The following is a 17,465-nucleotide window of genomic DNA, read 5'->3' as shown; positions in this document are numbered from 1 at the left end:
TTGACCTTCCCATCAGGTCAAGCTTGATCCTACAGGCAACTTTTCCTGGAGGAACGCCCCATGAATGGATCTACCACCTTCGACCTGCCGATCAGCGGCATGACCTGCGCCAGTTGCGTCGGGCGGGTCGAGCGCGCCTTGAACAAGGTGCCCGGCGTGCAAAGCGTCAGCGTCAACCTGGCCAATGAACGGGCCCATGTCGAGGTGGCGGGCCAGATGGACCCTGCCGTGCTGATCGCCGCCGTGGAAAAAGCCGGCTACACCGCCACTCTGCCGCAAAGCGAAACCGCCACCCAAGCCAGCCAGGAACAGCGTCTGAAGCGCGAACGCTGGTCGCTGGTGATGGCCATTGCGTTGGCGTTGCCGCTGGTCTTGCCAATGCTGGTGCAGCCCTTCGGCCTGCACTGGATGCTGCCGGCCTGGGTGCAGTTCCTCCTCGCCACGCCGGTGCAGTTCATCTTTGGTGCGCGTTTCTATGTCGCCGCCTGGAAAGCCGTGCGCGCCGGCGCGGGCAATATGGACCTACTGGTGGCCATCGGCACCAGCGCAGGCTATGGCCTGAGTCTCTACCAGTGGTTTATCGCCCCGGCCGGGGTTGAACCCCACCTGTATTTCGAGGCCTCGGCGGTGGTGATTGCCCTGGTGCTGCTCGGCAAATACCTGGAAAGCCGCGCCAAACGCCAGACCGCCAGCGCCATCCGTGCCCTGGAGGCCTTGCGGCCGGAACGGGCGATTCAGGTGATCGATGGCCGTGAGCAAGAGGTTGCCATCAGCGCCCTGCGCCTCAACGACCGGGTACTGGTCAAGCCCGGCGAGCGCTTTCCGGTGGACGGCGAAGTGGTCGAAGGCCAAAGCCACGCCGATGAAGCCTTGATCACCGGTGAAAGCCTGCCGGTGCCGAAACAGCCTGGGGATAAAGTCACCGGCGGCGCGATCAACGGTGAAGGCCGTTTGCTGGTACGCACCCTGGCCCTCGGTGCCGAAAGCGTGCTGGCGCGGATCATTCGCCTGGTCGAAGACGCCCAGGCGGCCAAGGCGCCGATCCAGAAACTGGTGGATAAAGTCAGCCAAGTGTTTGTGCCGACCGTGCTGGTGATCGCCCTCGCCACCCTGATTGGCTGGTGGTTGTACGGTGCACCGCTGGAAACGGCATTGATCAACGCGGTGGCAGTGCTGGTCATTGCCTGCCCTTGCGCACTGGGCCTGGCCACGCCGACGGCGATCATGGCCGGCACGGGCGTGGCGGCCCGCCACGGGATTCTGATCAAGGACGCCGAAGCCCTGGAACGCGCCCACGAAGTCAGCGCGGTGGTATTCGACAAGACCGGCACCCTCACCTCCGGCGCGCCGAAAATCGCCCATCTGAGCGCCGTGGATGGCAACGAAGCCTTGTTGCTGCAACAGGCCGGCGCCCTGCAACGCGGTAGCGAACACCCCTTGGCCAAAGCGGTGCTGGACGCCTGTCATGATCAAGGTCTGCCAGTTGCCGATGTCAGCGCCAGCCAATCCCTGACCGGGCGCGGCATTGCCGGCACCCTGGACGGTCGGCAACTGGCCCTGGGCAATCGGCGCATGCTCGATGAAACCGGCTTGAAGCCGGGTGACCTGGCCGCCAACGCCAGCGCCTGGGAAGCCGAAGGCCGCACCTTGTCCTGGCTGATCGAGCAAAGCCCACAGCCTCGCGTGCTGGGCCTGTTTGCCTTTGGCGACACGCTAAAGGAGGGTGCACTGCAAGCTGTGCAACAGCTCAAGGCGCGCCATATCAGCAGCCACTTGCTGACCGGCGACAACCGCGGCAGTGCCCGCGTAGTGGCACAAGCGCTGGGCATCGATGATGTGCACGCCGAAGTGTTGCCCGCCGATAAAGCCGCGACCGTTGCCGAGCTGAAAAAGACCGGCGTGGTCGCCATGGTCGGCGACGGCATCAACGATGCGCCGGCCCTGGCCGCTGCGGATATCGGCATCGCCATGGGCGGCGGCACCGATGTCGCCATGCACGCGGCCGGTATCACCTTGATGCGCGGCGACCCGCGCCTGGTGCCCGCAGCCCTGGAAATCAGCCGCAAGACCTACGCAAAAATTCGACAGAATCTGTTCTGGGCCTTTGTGTATAACTTGATCGGCATTCCGCTGGCCGTATTCGGCCTGCTCAACCCGGTATTGGCCGGCGCCGCCATGGCCCTGTCCAGCGTGAGCGTGGTCAGCAATGCGCTACTGTTGAAAACCTGGAAACCCAAGGATCTGGAGGATCACCGCCAATGAACATCGGCCAGGCAGCCCGACAAAGCGGCTTGAGCGCCAAGATGATTCGCTATTACGAGTCCATCAACCTGCTCAAGCCGGCCCATCGCAGCGACAGCGGCTATCGCCTGTATAACGACGACGACCTGCACACCCTGGGGTTTATCAAGCGCTCGCGAGACCTGGGGTTTTCCCTGGAAGAAGTCGGCAAGTTGCTGGAGCTGTGGCAGGACCGGCAACGGGCCAGTGCCGACGTGAAAGCCTTGGCTCGCCAGCATATCGAGGAGCTGGATCACAAGATCCGCGAGTTGGGGCAGTTGCGCGACACCTTGCAGGACCTGGTGGAGCACTGCCAGGGCGATCACCGGCCCGATTGTCCGATTCTCAAGGAGTTGGCGTCAGGCAGCTGTTGCGGATCTAACTGACCGAACGCAAAACCTAATGTGGGAGCAGGGCTTATGTAGGAGCTGGCTTGCCTGCGATGCAGGCACCTCGGTACATCAGTTGCACCGAGGTGATGCTATCGCAGGCAAGCCAGCTCCCACACAAGCCCGCTCCCACATTTTTAACCCCCAGTATGCCGGGCGATCACTGCATCCAAGGCGGCGGCGGTTCTTCTGCCGGTTTGCCCGGTGGCGCATCGTCCGCTGCCCGGATCGCCTGGCGCCGCTCTTCGTCGAGCCGCGCCGCTTCGATCTCACGCATCACGCCGCCCACATCCGCCAGCTCTTCCGGCTCGTCGAACTCGCCGGTCAGCACGCTGGCCGGGTGCAAGGTGCCGGCTTCGTACAGCGCCCACATTTCCTTGGCGTACTTGGTGGTCTTCAATTCCGGGGCAAATCGCCCGAAATACGAAGCCATGTTGCCCACGTCCCGCTCCAGCATGGTGAATGCATGGTTGTTACCCGCCGCGTCCACCGCTTGCGGCAAGTCGATGATCACCGGCCCCGTCGGCGTCAACAGTACGTTGAACTCGGACAGGTCACCGTGCACCAGGCCGGTACACAGCATCAGCACGATCTGCGAGATCAGGAACGCGTGATACTCGCGGGCCTGATCCGGTTCCAGCACCACATCATTGAGCCTTGGCGCCGCATCACCGTATTCATCGGCAACCAGTTCCATCAGCAACACGCCTTCCAGGAAGTCGTAGGGCTGGGGCACGCGCACGCCGGCGCCGGCCAAACGAAACAGAGCCGCAACCTCGGCGTTCTGCCACGCGTCTTCGGTTTCTTTCTTGCCGAACTTGGAACCCTTGGCCATGGCCCGGGCCTGCCGGCTGTTGCGGACCTTGCGGCCTTCCTGGTATTCGGCCGCCTGACGAAAACTTCGTTTATTCGCCTCCTTGTAGACCTTGGCGCAACGTAACTCGTTGCCGCAGCGCACCACATAAACAGCTGCTTCTTTACCACTCATGAGTGGGCGCAGCACTTCGTCGACCAGACCGTCCTCGATCAGGGGTTCAATGCGTTTAGGAGTCTTCATCAGCTTTTATTGTGGGTCCTTTATTACCAAACACGCGTATGGCACTCGTTATACGGCAATCCTCGCACAGCGGGGAGAGGGTAACGAGCTTTGATCTGCTAAAGAATGCATCCAATATGCCAGATTAATCCGACAAAGCCGCTATTGCCCGAGGCGTTCGGATAATAGCCGAGATCAGCGCTCAATGATCGCCGTCACCCCTTGCCCACCCGCCGCGCAGATCGAGATCAGCCCGCGCCCCTTGCCCGCCGCATCCAGCAGCTTGGCCAGGTTGGCGACAATACGCCCACCGGTGGCGGCAAATGGGTGCCCGGCGGCCAGGGAACTGCCCTTGACGTTCAGGCGGCTGCGGTCGATAGAGCCCAACGGCGCGTCCAGCCCCAGGCGGGTCTTGCAGTAATCGGCATCTTCCCAGGCCTTTAGTGTGCACAGCACTTGGGCGGCGAAGGCTTCGTGAATTTCGTAGTAGTCAAAATCCTGCAAGGTCAGGCCATTTCTCGCCAGCAAGCGTGGGACGGCATACACCGGCGCCATCAACAGCCCTTCGCCACCGTTGACGAAATCCACCGCCGCCGCTTCGCCATCACGCAGGTAGGCGAGGATCGGCAGGCCACGTTCCTTGGCCCAAGCCTCGCTGCCCAACAACACAAGGGAAGCGCCGTCGGTCAGTGGCGTTGAGTTGCCAGCAGTGAGGGTACCCTTTGCACTGCGCTCAAAAGCCGGTTTGAGGCTGGCGAGTTTCTCCAGGGTCAGGTCCGGGCGCAGGTTGTTGTCACGGGTCAGGCCCAGGAACGGCGTGAGCAAATCGTTATGCCAGCCCTCGGCGTAAGACGCGGCCATCTTCTGATGGCTTTCCAGGGCCAGTTGATCCTGCTCGGCGCGGGGGATCTGCCAGGCCTGCGCCATCAACTCGCAATGCTGGCCCATGGATAGGCCGGTGCGCGGCTCGCCATTGCGCGGCAACTCCGGCTTGAGGTGCTGGGGACGAAGTTGTAACAGGACTTTTAATTTATCCGCCATGGATTTGCTGCGATTGGCTTGCAGCAGGATTTTGCGCAGCCCCTCGTTAACTCCGATGGGCGCGTCGGAGGTGGTGTCGACACCGCCTGCGATCCCACATTCGATCTGCCCCAGGGCAATCTTGTTGGCCACCAGCAGCGCCGCTTCCAGCCCGGTGCCGCAGGCCTGTTGAATGTCGTAGGCCGGGGTTTGCGGCGACAGGCGCGAGCCCAGCACGCATTCGCGGGTCAGGTTGAAGTCCCGCGAGTGCTTGAGCACCGCGCCTGCGGCCACTTCGCCCATGCGCAGGCCGTGCAGGTTGTAGCGCTCGATCAAGCCTTCCAGCGCAGCGGTCAGCATCGCCTGGTTACTCGCCGTGGCGTAGGGGCCATTGGAACGGGCGAAGGGGATACGATTACCGCCAATGATCGCGACACGGCGCAGCTGAGTCATGTAAAGCTCCCTGAAGGTTGTAGGTGCATTCCTGAGCCTAGACTAGGAACGACTGTTACCTATTGATGGTCCACCCTTTGAACCCCAGCAGCCGGAGAGCGTTCCATGTCTGACCGTTATATCGACTTCGCCAACTCAAGCCTTGGCCACCGCCTGGTCTCGGCCATTGGCCTGCCGTCCCCGGTACGCCTGGAGCGCTGGCAAGCCGGACGCCTGCGCCCGGTGGAGGGCGCCCTGCTGTTGGGTGGCGGCCCGCTGGCGGCCCAGGTGTTGGGGTTTGCCAATAAACTTACCGAGGCCATCTACAGCTACGGGCCCGAGCCGCTCAAGGCCACGCCGTGGATCCCCGGGCATGGCCCCAAGCTCAAGGCAGTGCTCTTCGATGCCAGCCATTTGCAACACACCGACCAACTCAAGCAACTGCGCGAGTTCTTCCAGCCGCTGCTGAAAAATCTCGATCACAGCGCGCACCTGGTTATTCTCGGCCGCGCCCCGGAAAGCCTCAGCGACCCCTTCGCCGCCAGCGCCCAGCGTGCCCTCGAAGGCTTCAGCCGATCGCTGGCCAAGGAGCTGCGCAACGGCGGCACCTTGCAGTTGCTGTATGTCGGCGAAGGCGCCGAAGAACAGTTGGAAGGCGCGCTGCGGTTTTTCCTCTCGCCGAAAAGCACCTATATCTCCGGCCAGGTGCTGCGCCTGAGTGCCTGTCCGACCCAAGTGCATGACTGGACGCGCCCACTGGCCGGGCTCAAGGCCCTGGTGACCGGGGCTGCCCGAGGTATCGGCGCCTCGATCGCCGAAACCCTGGCCCGGGACGGTGCCGAAATTGTGTTGCTGGATGTGCCGCAGGCCAAGGCCGATCTCGACGCCCTCGCCGCACGCTTGGGCGGGCGTGGCATTGCCTTGGATATCTGCGCCGATGACGCCGCCACGCAACTGATTGAGCAATTGCCCGACGGCATCGACATCGTGGTGCACAACGCCGGGATCACCCGCGACAAGACCCTGGCCAATATGACCCCGGAATACTGGGACGCCGTATTGGCGGTCAACCTCAACGCCCCACAAGTGCTGACCAAGGCCCTGCTCGACAGCGGCACCCTGCACGACAACGGCCGTGTGGTGTTGCTCGCCTCCATCAGCGGCATCGCCGGCAATCGTGGGCAAACCAACTACGCTGCGAGCAAGGCCGGGCTCATCGGCCTGGCCCAGGCCTGGGCGCCGCTGCTGGCGCAACGGGGTATCAGCATCAACGCGGTTGCCCCGGGTTTTATCGAGACCCAGATGACTGCGCATATTCCTTTCGCCTTGCGTGAAGCCGGACGGCGTATGAGCTCGCTGGGCCAGGGTGGCTTGCCGCAGGATGTTGCCGAAGCGGTGGCCTGGCTGGGCCAGCCGGGGTCAGGTGCGGTCAGTGGCCAGGCGTTGCGTGTGTGCGGGCAAAGCCTGCTGGGAGCGTAACGATGCTGTGGCACACATTACCCAGCAGCCCGCCGCTACCACCGCTGTATTGGCGCGCCGCGCTCAAGCGCAAAATCACCGGCACCACCTTGCCCACGTCAGGGCTTCACTGCCGGGTGCAGGTCAATCCCGAGGCGGTGGCGGCCTATGGCAAGGTCTGCGGGTTTACCCAGAGCCCGGTGCTGCCGGCGACTTATCCACACATCCTGGCATTCGGCCTGCAGTTACAGTTGCTGACGGCACGGGACTTCCCCTTCCCGCTGTTGGGGCTGGTGCATTTAAGCAACCGTATCCGCGTGTTTCGCCCCATGGGTGGGGTCAGCGACGTGCGAGTCAGTGTGCATACGAGCAACCTGCAACCCCACGCCAAGGGCGCGACCTTTGACCTGATCACCACTGTCGAGGATTCCCTGGGTCTGCTGTGGGAAGGTGAAAGCCGAATGCTCTGTCGCGGGGTGAAACTCGATGGCGAGGCACCAGAGCAATCCCTGCCAGCGCCCACTACGGTCACCGAGCTGACTCGCTGGAAGGCACCGTCCGACATCGGTCGGCGGTACGCCCGGGTCTCCGGTGACTACAACCCGATCCACTTGAGCGCCCTCACCGCCAAGCTGTTCGGCTTCCCCCAGGCGATCGCCCATGGCCTGTGGAACAAGGCACGCACGGTGGCGGCCCTGCATGAACATCTACCCGCAGCGAACATCGAGATCTACGTTGAGTTCAAGAAACCGCTACGCCTGCCTGGCGAGGTCATCTTGTTGACCAGTGCGCCCGGCTCCAGCGGCGAGTTGCAACTCAAGGGTACTGGCGATATCGAACATATGCTCGGCAAGTGGCAGCCGATTGCCTGAAATCGGGTTAACTGGCTGATAAATTGTATATATACAACCTAAGTTATAGCGGGCTATCGATAGCCCGCTATTTTATTCAAGTGATTGATTTACATCACATCACCCCAAACAAGAAATCGCCTTATATACCCTTGGTATTAATCACCAAGACCCATAGTCACGCCTGTATATAAATCGTTAATACCAAGTTGAGCGTTGCGATAAAGAGTGCCGAGGACTGTTATAGCCACAAACGGACGCACGTATTGCCTGCTGAAGAACGGGTGAACTTGCGAGACCAACAAAGGCTGTACCAGGTGCTAAGGAACTCATCATGAAAACTCAAGTCGTGTTGTGGAAAGCAAGTACTGCATTGGCCCTTATCTTGGCGATGAGCCTGGGAGGCTGCAGCAGTGGTGGTGGCGGTCATAAGAGCAGCGTTGCATCCTCGTCCCCGGATGCTGGCGCCGGTACCGGTGGTGGTACGGGTGGTGGTGACGGTGGCGGTACTGGCGGTGGCACAGGTGGCGGGACCGGCGGTGGTACTGGCGGCGGCACAGGTGGCGGAACCGGCGGTGGTACTGGCGGCGGCACGGGTGGCGGAACCGGCGGTGGTACTGGCGGTGGCACAGGTGGCGGCACCGGCGGTGGTACTGGCGGCGGCACAGGTGGCGGCACCGGCGGTGGTACTGGCGGCGGCACAGGTGGCGGCACCGGCGGTGGTACTGGCGGCGGCACAGGTGGCGGCACCGGCGGTGGTACTGGCGGCGGCACAGGTGGCGGCACCGGCGGTGGTACTGGCGGCGGCACAGGTGGCGGCACCGGCTCGACTACCAGCCCATTGGTCACAGGCCAGATTGCGACCAATCTGGGCGGCACACTCGGTAACGTCGGTACAGCGATCGGTGGCATCGGCACAACCGTCAGCGGCGTTCCGGTAGTTGGCACTGCGGCAGGCGGCCTGGTGACCAGCGCAGGCACCGCCGTGGGCAGCGTCGCCACTGGGGTCGGCACTGGCCTGGGCTCCCTGGGCACCAACAGCAACTCCCTGGGCATCACCGTGGCCGGCGTGGCCAACGGTGTCGCCGACCTGGGCACGGGTGTTTCGAACACCGGCAAAACACTCTCGACCACCCTGGGCGGTATCCCGGTAGTCGGCGGCCTTACCGGCGGCGTCGGTGGAGCAGCAGGTGGCCTGGTGGATAAAGTTGGCCAGGCGGTCACCATGCTCGGCGATACCTTGAGTACCGCCAGCACCACCGGCCCACTGGGATCGGTCACCAACACCCTGGGCGGCAAAGTACTGGTGCCTGTGGTCTCGCTGGTGGAAAACACCACCGGCAACCTGGGTAAAGCCACCGGCCTGGGCAACCCGGTCAATGGCCTGCTGGATAAAGTCGGCTCGACCGTCACCGGCCTCGGCACTCAGGTGGCAGGCGCAGGTGGCGCTGGCAACCCAGTGACCGGTGCCGTGGGCAGCGTGCTCAACGGTGTCGGTGCGGTAGCAGGCACTGCGGGTGGTTATGTGGCACCGTCTGCCGGTACCGGCAGTGGCAGTGCCCCGGCATCCGGTCTGCCTGAACTGGTGGGCGGCCTGGTGGCCAACGTCGGTAACGGCCTGAATGCCGGCAACACCAACGGCACCGTTAGTGCGGGGGGTGCGACAGGTGGCGCACTGGGCAACACAGTAGCCTCGCTCGGCACATTGATCGGTGGCAACGGTGTCGCCAACACAGCGGCAACCGCACCGGCGGCAGGTCTTGCGAGCAATGTGGGTGCGGCGCTGAACCCTGTGACTTCGGGTGTCAGCAGCCTGACCCAAAACATCGGCACCACGACCGGTATCGGTGCACCGGTCAACGGCCTGGTGACTCAAGTGGGCAGCGCAGTCGGCGGCCTCGGCGGCAACCTCACCGCAGCCAATGCCAACCCAGTCACCAACACCTTGGGCCAAACCGTCACCGCCGTCGGTGGCGCGGTTTCCTCGGTCGGTGGTCTGGTGACCGGCGGCACCAGCGGTAGCGGTGGTGGCCTGCTCGGCGGCCTGAACATCAACGCCAACGCCACGGCGTCGGGATCGGCCACTGCAAACACCGGCGTAGGCGGCCTGCTCAAGGGCCTGACCGGTAAATAGGAGAATTGCACCTGGCCATTAGACGGCCTCCCCTACAGCGCCTACGCTTGGTTGAGACGAGAGATTCCAATGGGTCTCTCGTCTTTTTTATTGGAACTCCCGAACCGTGCCCTAGAACCCGGCGGGAACCTGCGAAATGCCGCTGCAGTTTTGACCATGGAGTGTCCTATGCGCGTTTTGACGCCGTTGTTATTGCTCACCCTCAGCGCTTACGTCCACGCCGAGACCCTACCCAGCTTCCTCAACAGCAACGACACCATCCGCAACCTACCCGTCCCCAACCTGCCGGCCGACGCCTACCGCCCGGTGACCCCGCAGACCCAACTGCCGGAGACCCCGGCCGCGCAAGCCCAACCATTGCTGATGGACACCAAGGTCACCATCCGCAAACTGCAGATCGAAGGCGGCACGGTGTACCCGCTGCAGGAAGTCGCCCAAGTATTCGAGCCGTTGATTGGCCATGAAACCAACCTTGCGCAACTGATCGAAGCCACCCGCAGCATCACCCGTCGCTATCAGCAGGACGGCTACCTGTTGTCCTACGCCTTCCTGCCCGACCAACGCTTCGAGCAGGGCCTGGTGCGGGTGGTTTTGGTCGAGGGCTACATCAAGGACTACCAAGTGCAGGGCGACATTGGTTCGGTCTCGGGCTACGTCGACAAGCTGGCGCAAAAGCTCCAGGCCGAACGCCCGCTGACCCGCAAGACGTTTGAGCGTTACACCACCTTGATGGGGCGGATTCCCGGCGTGACCCTGCAAGCGCAAGTGCCGCCACCGGGCACCACCGACGGTGCCGCGCATATGAATATCCAGGCCAGCCGCAAACCGTTTACCAGCAGCATGAGCATGACCGACGACAGCCGTGGCGGCCTGCAAGCCTTGATCGCCGGCACCAGCAATTCCCACACATCAATGGGCGAACAAGTGAGCCTCAGTGGCCTGTTCCCGCCTGGGGAAGACAAAGAGCATTACTACCGGCTCGACTACAGCCAGTTCATCAACGCCGAAGGCACGCAATTGAGCCTGTATGGCGCGCGTTATCGCAGCGACCCGAGCACCCACATCCGCCTGGACGGTGGTTTCTCACTCAAGCCGCACCGGGAGAACGACCGCTTCTCCATCGGCCTGAGCCATCCACTGATCGCCTCGCCCAGCGAGTCCCTGACCCTCGGCACCCGCTTCTACGGGGTGAACGACAGGACCCGCTATCAACTGGTGGGTTACCCGCAACGGTTCGACGTGGAAACCGACCTGCGCGCGCTGGCCTTCGAAGGGGACTGGCGCAAGGCCGACAACCGCCAATTGCGCATCCTCAGTGCTGGCCTGTACCAGGGCATTGACGGCATGGGGGCCAAGACGCGCAGCGACCTGGAAGGGATAAAGTCGGACCTGGACTTCTTCCGCCTGCGCCTGTCCGGGGTGCAGAGCGACAAGTTCTTCGACAATTGGCAAGGCGTGCTTTCGGCAGCGCTGTACTGGAGCGACGACACCTTGCCCGACAGCGAACGGGCGGTATTCGGCGGGCAGAACTTCGGGCGCGGCTATCCGGATGACCAGGGCTCGGGCGACAAGGGCTGGGGGGTGGCCTACGAGATCAACTACAGCTACAACCGCAGTGGCGACTGGGTAAGGATCGTGCAGCCCTACATCGTGCTCGACCGTGCCAAGGCGTGGTTCAACAACTTGCCGGTGAAAGATAGCGACATGTCCTCGGCCGCCGTAGGCCTGCGGTTTGGCGATGCCAAGTACTACAACATTGCGTTGGAGGCGGCCAAGCCGATGTCGGATATGGCGCTGGATAGCTTTAACCGGCGGCCGCGGTATACGTTGAGTTTCAGCTATCAGTTATAGGGGGGTTGAGCTAATAAAGGCGCACCGACCTGTGGCGAGGGGGCTTGTCCCCCGTTGGGCTGCGCAGCAGCTCCATAACCGGCCACTTCGGTGCGTCTGATAGAAATCAGTAAGTTTTATTGGGGCTGCTGCGCAGCCCAGCGGGGGACAAGCCCCCTCGCCACAATAGCCGCCGCACTCAAGTCAGCGCATCCCCCACCTTGCCAAAGAACGTCGCAATCTGCGGTCCCAGCAACTTCCCGGCGGCCAGCACTACCAACGCAATCACCACAATCAAAATCACATACTCGATGGCCGTCGCACCGTCCCTGCGGCGCAAAAGCAGCATCGACCAAGCGCACATCCGCATCAGCGAGGCAAGCAACATAGGAACTCTCCTGAACCGGCGCTATGGATGAGTCACGGCTTCCCCCGCGCCAGGGGAAACAGACTGTTGAGGGTATCGATCAAACGAACCAGGTAGATGGGTTTGCGAAACAGGTCCAGGACCTGCAACCGCAACATGTCACTGACGTCATCCATTTCGGCATGGCCGGACATGACAATCACGGGCAGATGCTCGCGTGAGGTGTGCTCACGCAGGCGCTTGATCAAGGAAATGCCGCTTTCCTCAGGCATGCGCAAGTCGGTAATGACCAGCGCGATATCAGGATGCAGTGTCAGCTCCTGCAATGCATACGTGACGGAGCTGGCACAGAAACAAACAAAGCCCTCGTTTCCCAGCGATTCGGCCAGTTCAACGAGGGCATCTTCTTCGTCATCCACCAACAGGATCTGCTGGCGGCTCGCAACAACAGCGTTCATGAGCAATACCTTCCAAGACAATCACTGATGGGCTTGCTCATCGCACTATTGCTGCCAATCAGGTCAAGGCGGCCCCGACTTTAGCGAACATGGCCGCGATCTGAGGCCCAAGCAATTTCCCCGCTGCCAATACGACTAACGCAATAACCGCCACGAGGATCACGTACTCGATTGCCGTGGCGCCCTCTTTGCGATGAAACAACAGTTGGAGTTGGAGGTAGAGCTTCATCATGAAGGTAAGGAACATATGACTTCTCCTTTGCGCTTGCTTGCGCAGATCGCGGTGCTGCACGGTGATTGCTGCGTGCCACTAGAGCATTGTCAACAAAATCAACCTCAACAACTGTAAGAACGGATTAATCACAAAGTAGTAGTCGCAAGACTGGCGCCATAAACCCGTGCTTTCAGGACGCATGTCGATAGTTCCAAAATAAATCGTGATGGCTAATGGCATTTTGTCCTAGCTCGGCTACCGTCAAATAGCGAAATCGTTAGATGTTCATAGCTGCCTGGTTGCGAAAGAAACTCGTTGGGAAAAACGGGCACGTAGTGCAACAGGATAGGGAGAGCCTTCATGAACAGTCGTGTCAGCATGATCCTGGCCGGGTTGTTGTTAATCGGTGCGCTATTCGCGGGCTATTGGGGACTGATATTGAGTCGTCCGCCTGAGCCAGTTGCCGAACCGTCGCCATCTGGCGTTTCCGTGGAGAAAACCGTCGCCGCCGTCGAAGACCAGACCCGCCAGTCGGTGGTGGTCCTGGCCCATGATGTGCCGCCGTATATTGCCCTCACCGCCGCCGACCTGACCCTGGAAAGACTGCGCACTGCACCGGCCGGCAGCCTGACCAGCCTCGACCAGGCCATTGGCCGCACGCCCTTGAGAGCCCTGCCTGCCGGTACCTGGCTGGATGATTCGAGCTTCAATGCCGGTGGCCCCCTGGCCCGCATGATCCGCCCTGACGAACGCGCCCTGGCGGTGGCCGTCGATGAAGTCATCGGTGCCGCAGGCCAGTTGAGCCCCGGGGATTTTGTGGATGTGCTGCTGTTCCTGCGCCCGGAAGGCACCAACCCGGAACCCACCGCCCAGGTCATCGTGCCGGCCCTGCGCCTGCTCAGCGTGGGCGATAACCTCGGACCGACCAACGATGGTAAGCCCGCCGTCGCGCCGCCCGCCACCGATGAAGAAAAAGCCCGCCAGGCACAACGCCAGGCAAGCCCTCCGCGAACCGTGGTGTTGGCGGTGCCGCAACCGTTGATGAGCCGCTTGATGCTGGCAACCAGCGCCGGCACCTTGCGCTTGGCCGTACGCAGTGCCGATGAGCAGTTGTTGAGCCAGTACTGGGCCGGGAATAGCGAGGCACCCGCCAAGCTGCAAAGCGCTAATCGCGAGCTGTACCAGTTCACTCAACTGGCCATGCTCGGGACGCCGAAAAGAATCGCACAAAGCGGGGGGGCCAACGAACCGAGGCGCTCCGGCATCGAGGTCATACGTGGTAACCAAGCGACCCAACAAAATCCCTGATTGAGCAAGGATGCCTTGAATGCGCCAACGTTTCGCACCAGCGTTCACTCAAATGGCCTGGGCCCTGATGCTGTCCAGCCTGCCTGTCGGCCTGGCGTTCGCAGCCGCCGACAGCTGCAGCAACCTGGGCGCCTTGCCGGCCGTGGTCGAGGTCGGTGAAGGCCTGCAACAAACCCTACAGTCGCCAGTGCCTATTACTCGCCTGGCCATCGGCGACCCGAAAATCGCCGACGTACACCTCAACGGTGATCGCGCTTTCCTGCTCACCGGCGTCGCCTCTGGCGCCACCAGCCTGATGGTCTGGACCCGCTGTTCCAGCGAGCCACGCCAGAGCATGGTGTTCGTCAAGGGCAAGGCCACCTCGACCCTGACCAGCCTGGCCCTGTCGCCCTCCGACGACCCTTCCCTGCCGAGCCAGGTGCAGACCGATATCCGCTTTGTGGAAGTCAGCCGCACCAAGCTCAAGGAGGCCAGTACGTCGATCTTTGGCGGCACGCGCAACTTCCTGTTCGGTAGCCCGCGCACGGCCGGGATGAGCCTGCCCCTGGATAACGAGAGTTTCAATATCGGCATTGGCGGTGGGCGCTTTTCGGCGATGATCAATGCCCTGGAACGCAGCGGCTTTGCCTACACCCTGGCACGGCCAAGCCTGGTCGCCATGAGCGGGCACAGCGCGACTTTTCTTGCCGGCGGCGAAGTGCCGATCCCGGTGCCCAGCGCCGGCAGCGACACGATTTCCATCGAGTACAAAGAGTTCGGTATCCGCCTGACGTTGACCCCGACCGTGATCGACCGCACACGGATTTCCCTCAAGGTAGCGCCGGAAGTCAGCGAGCTGGATTACGCCAACGCCCTGCAGCTAGAAGGCATCCAGGTGCCGGCCCTGACCGTGCGCCGCACCGACACTACGGTGTCCCTGGCCGATGGCGAAAGTTTTGTGATCAGCGGCCTGATCAGTAACAACAACCGCTCCACTGTCAGCAAGTTTCCAGGCCTGGGCGATATCCCGATTCTTGGCGCATTTTTCCGCGACAGCAACGTCAGCCGCGAGGAAAAAGAGCTGCTGATGATTGTCACCCCGCACTTGGTCCAGCCCCTGGCCGCCAATGCCCAACTGCCGTCCCTGCCCGGGGAAAAACTGCGTAACTACGACCCCAACTGGTATCGCCTGTACTTCCTGGAAAACGGCAACTTCGACCGACGCACAGGACTTTCCCAATGAGCGATAGCCTGAGCCAGACGTTCCTGGCAATCACCCGCAACACCACCGACCTGGAATGGCTGCAAGGCGCCCTGGCGCCCCTGGGCCAAGTGGTCAGTGCCGGTGGCGGCAGCCTTGATGAACTGTTGGCCCTGGTCGACGTGACCTTCGCCAACCTGGTGTTCGTAGGCCTGGACCGCGAGCATGTGGTGGCCCAGAGCGCCTTGATCGAGGGCGCCCTGGAAGCCAAGCCGATGCTGGCCATCGTCGCTCTGGGCGACGGCATGGACAATCAACTGGTGCTCAACGCAATGCGTGCCGGCGCGCGGGATTTTGTCGCCTACGGCTCACGCTCCAGCGAAGTCGCCGGCCTGGTGCGGCGCCTGAGCAAGCGCCTGCCACCGGTGGCGCACAACGCGCACCTGGGCGGGCTCACCGTGCTGTATGGCACCCAGGGCAATGCCGACGGCGCCCTGCTCGCCAGCCACTTGGCGATGGTGGTGCAAAAGAGCGGTCAACAAACCTTGCTGCTGGACCTGGGCCTGCCCCGTGGCGACAGCCTGGCGCTGCTGGGCCTGGAAAGCTCGTTCAACTTTGGCGATGCACTGCGCCATCTGCGCCGCCTCGACACCACCCTGATCAACAGCGCGTTCACCGCCACCGACGGTGGCCTGCGCATCCTTGCCTACACCGAAAGCGACGACCCGCTGGAAATGACCAGCGCCGCCGAGTTGTACATGCTGCTCAGTGCCCTGCGCCAACACTTCCAGCACATCGTGGTGAACCTCACCGGCCAGCGCGACAGCGAAGCCTTGCGTACCTTCGTCAGCCACTGCGACAAGCTCTTGTGGTGCACTGACCAGAACGTCCTCGACTGCCGGCGCAACCTGGCCGTGCTGAACCAGTGGCGGGAAAAAGGCATGAAACTCGATCATGCCAAATTGCTCGTGGACCGCTACCTCAAAGGTGCCGCGCCGGATACCGATGCATTGGAAAAGAGCTTCGGCCTGGAAGTCATCGCGGTTTTGCCGTTCAGCCCCGAGGTGCGCCTGAACGCCAAGAACCAGGGGCAAACCTTATTCAGCCTGGCGCCCAGGGAGACCTTGACGCAAAACCTCAAGACCCTCGGCGAACGCCTGGCCAAGCGCTCAGAAGGCTTGGCAAAACCTTCCACCCGCTGGTTTGAACGGCTGCGGGGGAGCATCAAATGAGCAGCGAAAAGCTCTTCGGCGCACCCGCACGCGGGCTTAACAGTGCGGTGGAACACGATGGTCTGAAACTGGTGCTGCACCGCTACATCATCGACGCCATCGAAGAGTCAGGCAAAAACCTGCTGGAAGGCTCGCGCCAATCCCTGGCGCAATTTGTCATCGACAAGGTGTCGGAATACATCACGCGCATGCACCTGGCGATTTCCCGCTATGAAATGGAGCGCCTGGCCGAAGAAATCGTCGATGAACTGACTGGCTTCGGCCCGCTGGAAGTGCTGTTGCGCGACCCCTCGGTGACCGAGATCCTGGTCAACGGCCCGCACCGGGTATTTATCGAACGCGACGGCCTGTTGCACCAGAGCGACCTGCGTTTTATCGACGCCCATCATGTGGAGCGGGTCATGCAACGCATCCTCGCACCGCTGGGTCGGCGCCTGGATGAGTCATCGCCGATGGTCGATGCCCGGCTGCCCGATGGCAGCCGGGTCAACGCGATCATCCCGCCGATTGCCCTGGACGGCCCGTGCCTGTCGATTCGTAAGTTTCGTAAGGACATGCTCAAGAGCAGCGACCTGGTCGCGATGCAGACCATCGATCAGGCGATCTTCGAGTTCTTCCAGGAAGCGGTCGGCAAGCGCTGCAATATCCTGATCAGCGGCGGCACCGGCACCGGCAAGACCACCCTGCTCAATATCCTCAGCCAGTTGATCAACCCCCACGAACGCCTGGTGACCATCGAAGACGTCGCCGAACTGCAACTGGGCCACCCCCACGTGGTGCGCCTGGAAACCCGCCCGCCGAATGCCGAAGGGCATGGCGAGGTAAAGGCTAGCGACCTGATCCGCAACGCCCTGCGGATGCGTCCGGACCGCATCATCCTCGGCGAGATCCGCGGTGTGGAAGTGCTGGATGTGATGACCGCGATGAACACCGGCCACGACGGTTCCATGAGTACCGTGCACGCCAACAACGCCCAGGACGCGCTATTGCGTCTGGAAACCCTGGTGGGCCTGACCGGTCGTGTGGTCGCGGAGAAAACCCTGCGCCAGATGATCTGTGCGGCCCTGGATGTGGTGATCCAGCTGACCCGTATGCCCGATGGCCGGCGCTGCGTCAGTGAAGTGGTGGAGGTCGTGGGGGTGCGCGATGACGTGTATGTCACCAACACCCTGTTCCGCCATGACCGGCGCACTGGCTTTGGTTTCCTGCGCGAGGCGGTCAACCCGGCGGGTGACAAGCTGCGCCGCGAATCCGCCATGCCGTTATAGGAGCGTCA

15 protein-coding genes are annotated in these 17,465 nt (G+C 62.3%); 10 read left to right on the top strand and 5 right to left on the bottom strand.

The window, feature by feature from the left end; genetic code table 11:
* The first annotated feature begins 60 nt into the window (after positions 1–60).
* Positions 61–2,262 (top strand): heavy metal translocating P-type ATPase, encoded by a 2,202-nt coding sequence (locus tag JTY93_RS03085; protein ID WP_205478494.1) that lies wholly within the window; start codon positions 61–63, stop codon positions 2,260–2,262.
* On the top strand, positions 2,259–2,666 hold the full coding sequence (gene cueR / locus JTY93_RS03080) for a Cu(I)-responsive transcriptional regulator (RefSeq protein ID WP_029297571.1): 408 nt from the start codon (positions 2,259–2,261) through the stop codon (positions 2,664–2,666). Before JTY93_RS03085 ends, cueR begins: the two co-directional genes overlap by 4 nt.
* A 163-nt stretch (positions 2,667–2,829) precedes the next feature.
* On the opposite strand, the gene JTY93_RS03075 is transcribed toward cueR, so the two are convergent.
* Together JTY93_RS03075 and JTY93_RS03070 are read right to left on the bottom strand one after the other, a co-directional pair.
* Positions 2,830–3,726, bottom strand: coding sequence for a PA4780 family RIO1-like protein kinase (locus JTY93_RS03075; protein ID WP_029297573.1), 897 nt, complete (start codon positions 3,724–3,726; stop codon positions 2,830–2,832).
* Between the two features lie 174 nt (positions 3,727–3,900).
* Positions 3,901–5,178, bottom strand: coding sequence for an acetyl-CoA C-acetyltransferase (locus JTY93_RS03070; RefSeq protein WP_205478492.1), 1,278 nt, complete (start codon positions 5,176–5,178; stop codon positions 3,901–3,903).
* 105 nt (positions 5,179–5,283) lie between these two features.
* Here JTY93_RS03070 and JTY93_RS03065 point away from each other — a divergent pair, with 105 nt between their 5' ends.
* The 4 genes from JTY93_RS03065 to JTY93_RS03050 all read left to right on the top strand — a co-directional run bounded on the left by JTY93_RS03065 (position 5,284) and on the right by JTY93_RS03050 (position 11,451).
* Complete coding sequence (locus tag JTY93_RS03065) at positions 5,284–6,636, top strand: 3-oxoacyl-ACP reductase (protein ID WP_205478490.1); 1,353 nt, start codon at positions 5,284–5,286, stop codon at positions 6,634–6,636.
* Positions 6,637–6,638: 2 nt separating this feature from the next.
* Complete coding sequence (locus JTY93_RS03060) at positions 6,639–7,487, top strand: MaoC family dehydratase (RefSeq protein ID WP_205478489.1); 849 nt, start codon at positions 6,639–6,641, stop codon at positions 7,485–7,487.
* A gap of 313 nt (positions 7,488–7,800) precedes the next feature.
* Positions 7,801–9,600 (top strand): collagen-like triple helix repeat-containing protein, encoded by a 1,800-nt coding sequence (locus JTY93_RS03055; RefSeq protein ID WP_205518972.1) that lies wholly within the window; start codon positions 7,801–7,803, stop codon positions 9,598–9,600.
* A gap of 168 nt (positions 9,601–9,768) precedes the next feature.
* A complete protein-coding gene (locus JTY93_RS03050) occupies positions 9,769–11,451 on the top strand; it encodes a ShlB/FhaC/HecB family hemolysin secretion/activation protein (RefSeq protein ID WP_205478126.1) in 1,683 nt (560 codons plus the stop codon).
* Between the two features lie 178 nt (positions 11,452–11,629).
* Here JTY93_RS03050 and JTY93_RS03045 read toward each other — a convergent pair whose 3' ends face one another.
* Genes JTY93_RS03045 through JTY93_RS03035 form a run of 3 tightly spaced genes read right to left on the bottom strand, consistent with a single transcriptional unit; the run spans position 11,630 to position 12,502 of the window.
* Positions 11,630–11,818 (bottom strand): Flp family type IVb pilin, encoded by a 189-nt coding sequence (locus tag JTY93_RS03045; RefSeq protein ID WP_205478127.1) that lies wholly within the window; start codon positions 11,816–11,818, stop codon positions 11,630–11,632.
* A gap of 32 nt (positions 11,819–11,850) precedes the next feature.
* The gene (locus JTY93_RS03040) at positions 11,851–12,255 is read right to left on the bottom strand and encodes a response regulator (protein WP_205478128.1); all 405 of its coding nucleotides are present in this window, start codon (positions 12,253–12,255) and stop codon (positions 11,851–11,853) included.
* Positions 12,256–12,313: 58 nt separating this feature from the next.
* Positions 12,314–12,502 carry a Flp family type IVb pilin gene (locus JTY93_RS03035; RefSeq protein ID WP_029297589.1) on the bottom strand — a complete coding sequence of 63 codons (189 nt, stop codon included), beginning with the start codon at positions 12,500–12,502 and terminating at the stop codon, positions 12,314–12,316.
* A 327-nt stretch (positions 12,503–12,829) separates the two neighbouring features.
* Between JTY93_RS03035 and cpaB the strand changes: the two genes are divergently transcribed.
* From cpaB to JTY93_RS03015, 4 genes are read left to right on the top strand one after another with little or no spacing between them, the layout of a single operon-like run.
* Positions 12,830–13,777, top strand: coding sequence for a Flp pilus assembly protein CpaB (gene cpaB / locus JTY93_RS03030; RefSeq protein WP_205478129.1), 948 nt, complete (start codon positions 12,830–12,832; stop codon positions 13,775–13,777).
* A gap of 19 nt (positions 13,778–13,796) precedes the next feature.
* Positions 13,797–14,999, top strand: a complete 1,203-nt coding sequence (locus tag JTY93_RS03025) for a type II and III secretion system protein family protein (RefSeq protein WP_205478130.1) — start codon at positions 13,797–13,799, stop codon at positions 14,997–14,999.
* A complete protein-coding gene (locus JTY93_RS03020; protein WP_205478131.1) occupies positions 14,996–16,189 on the top strand; it encodes a CpaE/TadZ family protein in 1,194 nt (397 codons plus the stop codon). Before JTY93_RS03025 ends, JTY93_RS03020 begins: the two co-directional genes overlap by 4 nt.
* Positions 16,186–17,457, top strand: a complete 1,272-nt coding sequence (locus tag JTY93_RS03015; protein WP_205478132.1) for a TadA family conjugal transfer-associated ATPase — start codon at positions 16,186–16,188, stop codon at positions 17,455–17,457. The genes JTY93_RS03020 and JTY93_RS03015 overlap by 4 nt, the downstream gene beginning before the upstream one ends.
* Positions 17,458–17,465: the final 8 nt, after the last annotated feature.

Origin of the sequence: Pseudomonas hygromyciniae, assembly GCF_016925675.1 — a bacterium.
GTDB classification, from domain to species: Bacteria; Pseudomonadota; Gammaproteobacteria; order Pseudomonadales; family Pseudomonadaceae; genus Aquipseudomonas; species Aquipseudomonas hygromyciniae.
Note: the sequence above shows the minus strand (reverse complement) of the source record. Positions and strands in the feature narration are given on the sequence as shown.

Bases quoted from the DNA above. Each gene is read 5' to 3' on its own strand.
- JTY93_RS03060 (WP_205478489.1), top strand. From the start codon at position 6,639: ATGCTGTGGCACACATTACCCAGCAGCCCGCCGCTACCACCGCTGTAT.
- cpaB (WP_205478129.1), top strand. From the start codon at position 12,830: ATGAACAGTCGTGTCAGCATGATCCTGGCCGGGTTGTTGTTAATCGGT.
- JTY93_RS03035 (WP_029297589.1), bottom strand. From the start codon at position 12,502: ATGTTCCTTACCTTCATGATGAAGCTCTACCTCCAACTCCAACTGTTG.
- JTY93_RS03025 (WP_205478130.1), top strand. From the start codon at position 13,797: ATGCGCCAACGTTTCGCACCAGCGTTCACTCAAATGGCCTGGGCCCTG.
- JTY93_RS03015 (WP_205478132.1), top strand. From the start codon at position 16,186: ATGAGCAGCGAAAAGCTCTTCGGCGCACCCGCACGCGGGCTTAACAGT.
- JTY93_RS03065 (WP_205478490.1), top strand. From the start codon at position 5,284: ATGTCTGACCGTTATATCGACTTCGCCAACTCAAGCCTTGGCCACCGC.
- JTY93_RS03055 (WP_205518972.1), top strand. From the start codon at position 7,801: ATGAAAACTCAAGTCGTGTTGTGGAAAGCAAGTACTGCATTGGCCCTT.
- JTY93_RS03020 (WP_205478131.1), top strand. From the start codon at position 14,996: ATGAGCGATAGCCTGAGCCAGACGTTCCTGGCAATCACCCGCAACACC.
- JTY93_RS03085 (WP_205478494.1), top strand. From the start codon at position 61: ATGAATGGATCTACCACCTTCGACCTGCCGATCAGCGGCATGACCTGC.
- JTY93_RS03040 (WP_205478128.1), bottom strand. From the start codon at position 12,255: ATGAACGCTGTTGTTGCGAGCCGCCAGCAGATCCTGTTGGTGGATGAC.
- JTY93_RS03075 (WP_029297573.1), bottom strand. From the start codon at position 3,726: ATGAAGACTCCTAAACGCATTGAACCCCTGATCGAGGACGGTCTGGTC.
- JTY93_RS03050 (WP_205478126.1), top strand. From the start codon at position 9,769: ATGCGCGTTTTGACGCCGTTGTTATTGCTCACCCTCAGCGCTTACGTC.
- JTY93_RS03070 (WP_205478492.1), bottom strand. From the start codon at position 5,178: ATGACTCAGCTGCGCCGTGTCGCGATCATTGGCGGTAATCGTATCCCC.
- cueR (WP_029297571.1), top strand. From the start codon at position 2,259: ATGAACATCGGCCAGGCAGCCCGACAAAGCGGCTTGAGCGCCAAGATG.
- JTY93_RS03045 (WP_205478127.1), bottom strand. From the start codon at position 11,818: ATGTTGCTTGCCTCGCTGATGCGGATGTGCGCTTGGTCGATGCTGCTT.